This is a genomic window from Streptococcus sp. VTCC 12905 (assembly GCF_049893385.1).
Classification (GTDB): Bacteria; Bacillota; Bacilli; order Lactobacillales; family Streptococcaceae; genus Streptococcus; species Streptococcus suis_AA.
On the sequence record NZ_JBMVJC010000053.1, the window covers coordinates 1 to 4691 of the forward strand.

A 4691-nucleotide genomic window follows, 5' to 3' on the forward strand; every position below is an offset into this window, starting at 1 on the left:
AGTGAGTGCCTCTGATGTCTGAATTGAAGATATCAGAGGTTTTGTTTTCTAGCGCTATTGTAGACAATAGTAATTGACAATCAAAATTAACAAAATTCGTTAACTTCAGTTGGTGTTCTTTACAGTCCCCGAAGCATAAAATACAATTAAGAGGTGTGAAAAGTATGATAAATCAGGAAAATCATATTGCTACAAACTTAAGGTTTTTGAGAAATAAGTACTCGATGTCCCAAGAAGCAGTCGCTGAAAAGATTAACGTTTCTAGACAAGCCGTTGCTAAGTGGGAGTCAGGAGAAACTCTTCCAGATATTATGAATTGTGATGCGTTGGCAGTACTCTTCGATGTGTCGTTAAATGATTTAGTCCGCTTTAATCCTGAAAAAGAAGGTATGCCTATTGGGCCTAAAGATAAGTACATTTTTGGAACCGTCACAATTGGTGAAAGGGGCCAAATTGTTTTACCTAAGAAAGCTAGAGACATAATGAATTTAATCCCTGGAGATACACTGATAGTTTTAGGTGATACTAGCAAAGGAAATGAGGGGATTGCTTTAATCTCAGATAGAGTTTTTTTTAGAGAATCTGGGCGCTCTTTTTTACAAAGCCAGGGGATGTAGAGTAAAAAAGTTCATTTATCAAGGAGGTTGTTGAGGTGAATATGTTAGAGGTTAAGAATTTAACTAAAAAGTACCCTAAGTTTAACTTAGAAAATGTAAATCTTTCCTTACCAAAAGGACAAATTATGGGATTTATTGGGAAAAATGGTGCCGGTAAAAGTACAACAATTAAATCGATTCTAAATTTAGTAACGCCAAATTCTGGTGAGGTAGATATTTTTGGTATGAATCTGATTAACCATGAGTTGGAAATAAAGAAACGGATAGGCGTAGTCCTTGGTGGTATCGACTTTTACCAGCAGAAGAAAACTGAACAGATTGCTAACGTTATGAGCCGTTTTTATGATACTTGGGATCATCAAGCTTTTAAAAAATATATGCAAGAATTTGAAATTGACCCCATCAAGGCACCTAAGGAGTTGTCTGCAGGGATGAAAGTTAAATTCATGATTGCACTAGCTCTATCACATAAAGCTGAATTACTAATCTTAGATGAACCCACCAGTGGCTTGGATCCTGTTTCAAGGGATGATTTACTGAATTTATTTTCTCAGATTGTTGCTACGGGTGAAAGAAGTATTTTGTTTTCTACGCACATTACCTCTGATATCGAAAAATGCGCCGATTCGATTTCTTACATTAAAGATGGAAAAATATTAAAAAGCGCTTTAAAAAAGGAATTCATGGATAGTTTTAGTTACCTCAAAAGACCTAGTGAAACAGGCCCATTGAGCCTTGAGGAAATCATGATACGAGTTGAGGGGGAAAAGCATTATGATCTCTAATCTCTTATATAAAGAGCTACGTTTGGCAGCACATCCGAACCTTTATATCTTTTCAGCAATGGGCGCTTTAGTTCTAATTCCTGCGTACCCTTATACGATGATATTTGTTTTCAGCTGCATAGGGATATATATCAGCTTTATGTACGGTCGAGAAACAAATGACATTTATTTTTCGTCGCTATTACCAATCAAAAAAAGTGATATTGTTTTAGGCAAGTATTTAGTTGTGATTGTGACACAATTAGCCTCATTATTTATTTCGATTATTTGTGCAATTATAAAGAATACCCTAATACCTAATAACAATCCTGTTGGAATTGACGCCAATATTGCCTTTTATGGTTTTGGCTTTATTATTTTCACCATCTTCAACCTTATATTCTTGTCTTCCTTTTTTAAGACAGCATACAACGCAGGAATCGCTTTTTTGAAAGCTTTGGTGCCAATAATTTTAATTGAATTATTAATTGAGGTAAGCGTTCATTTTCCGAAATTGCAATGGTTAGACGGAACAAGTCAGGAACTGTTAGTAAAACAATTACCAATTTTAATTCTAGGAGTTACCATTTATATAATTTTCACAATGTGGAGTTTTAAAATATCAACTAAACGGTTTAGTGAAGTGGATTTGTAATGTTAAAAAAATAAACAGGTTTTAACTTGTAAAACAAAAATGAGGCACAGTTATTTCGGTGTTGGCCGAAGTAATTGTGCCTTTTATTTAGACATTATTATAAAGAGGAGAAATTTATGACAGATTATACTCCTGCACTCAATAATTATAGTGCTATGCGAAAGTTTGGTAATAATCGGTGGATCTTATACAGTGTGAAAGCTGGAAGGAAAATAATTCTATTCAGTAATCTTGAATACTATAATTATCGAGTGCAGGAGCATTAAAAAGTTATCAATTCGAAAATGTAGATATACCGCGACTAGGTCAATATAATATAGTGCTTGATTCCAAAAATCAACCACTTTGCATTATAAGAACAACCAAAGTTGAGATAATTCCTTTTCTGGAGGTTAGTTCTGAACAAGCCTATAAAGAAGGAGAAAACGACAGAACACTTGAATCATGGAGAAACGGATACAAAAGGTTTTTTATTAATGAATTCAGGGAATACAATATTGAGTTTTCTGAAGACATAGAATTCTCCTGTTTTCTTTAGTGTAAAACACTTTATAATGATTATTGATTTCCGTTAACAATTGAAATGTTGGTGTATCTCCACCCGCTGTCCATACCAGAATAAGTCCGGACTGTCTGTATACTGTAAAATAACCAGTTCGTTCAATTATATTATTTTGGATATCGTAAAAGAATTTAGAAATTAGATTATCGTAATAAATTTTGTTCATAATAAATACCTCTCATTTATCTATTCGTAAAAGAGAAGTATTTATCACTTTTCTTTAAAATGGAAATTTCGGGGAATTGCCGTTGTAACGGAAAGGTATCTTTCCTGAAAAGACTTATTTTTCGGAAATATAACTCTTTTTCTATGTAGGGTTCTGTTGCGAAGTTTGAAAATCAGATTTAGATAGTTTATCTCTACCTTGATCAGCAAGTTGACCATTTATTTCATTTAAAAAATCATTAAAGAAATCACCTTTTAAAGACAATATAGCATTGGAACTCTGATTAATAAGATGACTAAATCCATTACCTGAGGATCCAGGCTTTAATCAAAAAATAAAAGTTGCCCAATCAGTTCAGCCCTAGATAAAAAATAGTCCGAATTATTGACTTATGAGCAACTAAATACTCGGATTTACTTTAACTAGTTATTGTTAACTAAGTTGTTATAAAAGTTAACTTTTGCCATTTGATAATAAGGTCCTACCCAGATTACTAATAACCCTGCTGTTAGAACAACTAAAATCCACCAACCAATAAAACTAATCAATAATTTAAAATACTGCCATTTATGACCATCCATCAATTCACGGCTTCTAGAAATCGCTTCAATATAACCAATCGATTCACCGCTATCCAAAGCATCACGATATATCAATATTGCTTGTGAATATGCTAATGATTTAACAATACCAGGAACAATCAAAAGTACTGTCCATAGTACAGTCCAGATAGTTTGTAAAATCAAGATCACTATCGCCCCAATGAAATAAGAACCATTGGAAAAAATCGTTCCCCATTTTTTAATAGGTTGTGTGTAATCTTCACGATCTCTAATCGCATCAAGTACAACAAATAATAGACCACTTGTAATAATACTAAATACAAGCGTCGTAGTCATTGATAATGACGAACTACTGAAATTGTTGTTCGTAATCAATAAGGACTCGGCTTGCGAAGATGCGTTATTCGTTAACAATAACCCTTTATAAATTACCTCTAAATCCAGTGCTAAAAAATCCAAAACATATTGTAAATAGAAATAGATAAAATACGGTATAAATAATATTAGAAAAAAACTTAAATGCTGCTTCAGTAGTTTTTTTGCATTTAATTTTAATTGACTATTATTCATGATACATTTCCCCCATTTAGGCAATACGCAGATTATTCATCTTCTTCATAATCAAATAAATCGCCTGGCTGACAATCCAACACTTGGCATAATTTATTTAAAGTAGAAAAACGAATACCTTTTGCCTTTCCTGTCTTTAAAATTGATAAATTAGCGGGCGTAATGCCAATCTGTTCAGCTAATTCTTTTCCTGATATATGTCGCTTTAACATCATAAAATCTAACTTTGTTAAGATCATATCCTTCTCCAACTAAACAAATTCATCATTTTCAACCTTCAGTTGCATACCTGAATGAAATACCTGATAAACAACATACAAAATAGCAACAAATAATAATTCTGTTAGCCACAATCCGACACTATCATTTCGTCGAATGGCTGATACATGGAGGTCGTTAGATGCAATACAAGGATAAAGTAATACTAATTGCATGAATTGTGTTACAACGGCTGTTATTGCTGCTAAAAACAACTTTTTTATATAACGTAAGTTAACGGTTGTAAAATAGTTTCCCTGTTGAATACTAGTAATTAATTTTCTGGTTCTGTTGCAAAGTTTTAAATAAAGAATAAAATCCCTTACGGTATCTATGATTTAAGCTGGGATTCCCAATAATACCTTGATTTCAGTACATACCGAAAACCCGAAGAGAGTGCCTTCTTTTCGGGTTTTCTTATATAATCCTCGGATGGCTTCCATGCCTTTAATCGTGGTAGAGGCAGTGCGTAAACTTCGATAGAATTTATTGCGTCTCTTTACTGGACGATGGTCTTGTTCAATCAAATTATTCAG

General features: G+C 33.1%; 6 protein-coding genes and 2 pseudogenes. 4 read left to right on the forward strand and 4 right to left on the reverse strand.

From position 1 onward, the window contains the following. The first annotated feature begins 164 nt into the window (after window positions 1–164). The 4 genes and pseudogenes from ACPC58_RS11370 to ACPC58_RS11385 form a co-directional block, all read left to right on the forward strand. Window positions 165–617 (forward strand): helix-turn-helix domain-containing protein, encoded by a 453-nt coding sequence (locus ACPC58_RS11370; protein ID WP_434066017.1) that lies wholly within the window; start codon window positions 165–167, stop codon window positions 615–617. A gap of 35 nt (window positions 618–652) precedes the next feature. After that, complete coding sequence (locus tag ACPC58_RS11375) at window positions 653–1402, forward strand: ABC transporter ATP-binding protein (RefSeq protein WP_031367190.1); 750 nt, start codon at window positions 653–655, stop codon at window positions 1400–1402. After that, complete coding sequence (locus ACPC58_RS11380; RefSeq protein WP_031367189.1) at window positions 1392–2036, forward strand: ABC-2 transporter permease; 645 nt, start codon at window positions 1392–1394, stop codon at window positions 2034–2036. Before ACPC58_RS11375 ends, ACPC58_RS11380 begins: the two co-directional genes overlap by 11 nt. Before the next feature lie 283 nt (window positions 2037–2319). After that, window positions 2320–2574, forward strand: a pseudogene (locus ACPC58_RS11385) (ASCH domain-containing protein); the annotation flags it as partial. A gap of 612 nt (window positions 2575–3186) precedes the next feature. On the opposite strand, the gene ACPC58_RS11390 reads toward ACPC58_RS11385, so the two are convergent. The 4 genes and pseudogenes from ACPC58_RS11390 to ACPC58_RS11405 all read right to left on the reverse strand — a co-directional run. Next, window positions 3187–3897, reverse strand: coding sequence for a DUF975 family protein (locus tag ACPC58_RS11390; protein WP_171989984.1), 711 nt, complete (start codon window positions 3895–3897; stop codon window positions 3187–3189). A gap of 32 nt (window positions 3898–3929) precedes the next feature. Beyond that, window positions 3930–4136 carry a helix-turn-helix domain-containing protein gene (locus ACPC58_RS11395; protein WP_003106704.1) on the reverse strand — a complete coding sequence of 69 codons (207 nt, stop codon included), beginning with the start codon at window positions 4134–4136 and terminating at the stop codon, window positions 3930–3932. 12 nt (window positions 4137–4148) lie between these two features. Then, window positions 4149–4493, reverse strand: coding sequence for a DUF2975 domain-containing protein (locus ACPC58_RS11400; protein ID WP_434066018.1), 345 nt, complete (start codon window positions 4491–4493; stop codon window positions 4149–4151). Then, window positions 4494–4691, reverse strand: a pseudogene (locus ACPC58_RS11405) (hypothetical protein); the annotation flags it as partial. It abuts the gene before it with no gap.